Raw genomic sequence first — 1,344 nt, 5'->3', positions numbered from 1 at the left:
CTCGTGTCCCGACCTACTTGTCGCAAGCTCAGTACCACAACGGTGTTTTCGTGTACGGGGCTATCACCCTCTATCGCCGGACTTTCCAGACCGTTCCACTAACACCACTGCTATCACTTGCAGGCTAGTCCCCGTTCGCTCGCCGCTACTGAGGGAATCTCAATTGATTTCTCTTCCTACGGGTACTTAGATGTTTCAGTTCCCCGCGTTCGCTTCGTTAAGCTATGTATTCACTTAACGATACCCAACTTACATTGGGTGGGTTTCCCCATTCGGACATTCCCGGATCAAAGGTTGGTTGCCACCTCCCCGAGACTTTTCGCAGGCTCCAACGTCCTTCATCGCCTCTGACTGCCAAGGCATCCACCGTATACGCTTAGTCACTTGACCATATAACCGAAGTTATCTGTTCAAGCAGACTGTTCCCCGACCCCCTTCAGCATAGGTCGGGTACTTTGAGACAGATACCGATCAAAGTATCTGCCCGCCGGATGTTGTGACGCTTAAGTCACAGTGTTGTATTTACAACTCGTTTTGACAGCGGGGAATTGAAACCCGCCATCAGAACTTCATATCTTTGAACTGCTCCCTCAACCGTCATCTTTCGATCACAGTCTCAGGTTACAATTCAGAGACTCAGCTTGATTTACCTTGTTAAAGAACAATTCCGGTTGTGAAAACCAGAAAGAAACACACTCGCCACACAGTGTGACAATGCATTGCTTTCTGAATTCCAGTGATGCGACCAAACCACCCTGAAAATGAGTGGTGGAGCTATGCGGGATCGAACCGCAGACCTCCTGAATGCAAATCAGGCGCTCTCCCAGCTGAGCTATAGCCCCGTAAAGTGTTACTCGCAGCAATCACGAACCTGCCAAGTAAACCAAATCGGCGCTGATCGAGGCGCGGAGCCGCGACGCATAGCCTGCTATGCGAGTGGCTTCGCAACGAAGAGCAGGGTCGATTTGGTAGGCCTGGGCAGATTTGAACTGCCGACCTCACCCTTATCAGGGGTGCGCTCTAACCAACTGAGCTACAGGCCTGTTTTGACTGGTCTGTGATTGCCCTGGACTGCGTTGCCTTCCTCATTCAGTCGGTCATGTGCTTTTACACACACTCCCTCCCTCTCTCGTCAGACGCCTTGCCAGACCAACCACATCCTGCGCCAAAACACTCCGATAAACCACCGGAGCGCTCGCAGCAGCTCATGATTACTTTCGCATCAACCGTTAAGACGAAGACAAATGTGTGAACACTTGAAGAAGTAACGCCACTATCGTTTAAGGAGGTGATCCAGCCCCAGGTTCCCCTAGGGCTACCTTGTTACGACTTCACCCCAGTCAT

General features: G+C 51.3%; 2 tRNA genes and 2 rRNA genes. All 4 read right to left on the bottom strand.

Annotated features, from left to right (window positions below):
* Positions 1-390: ribosomal RNA gene (locus FVW59_RS19500) — 23S ribosomal RNA — on the bottom strand; the annotation flags it as partial.
* Between the two features lie 376 nt (positions 391-766).
* Positions 767-842: transfer RNA gene (locus FVW59_RS19495), tRNA-Ala, on the bottom strand.
* Positions 843-966: 124 nt separating this feature from the next.
* Positions 967-1,043, bottom strand: a tRNA-Ile gene (locus FVW59_RS19490).
* A gap of 238 nt (positions 1,044-1,281) precedes the next feature.
* A 16S ribosomal RNA gene (locus FVW59_RS19485) occupies positions 1,282-1,344 on the bottom strand; the annotation flags it as partial.

Origin of the sequence: Parahaliea aestuarii (assembly GCF_008064635.1) — a bacterium.
GTDB classification, from domain to species: Bacteria; Pseudomonadota; Gammaproteobacteria; order Pseudomonadales; family Halieaceae; genus Parahaliea; species Parahaliea aestuarii.
Note: the sequence above shows the minus strand (reverse complement) of the source record. Positions and strands in the feature narration are given on the sequence as shown.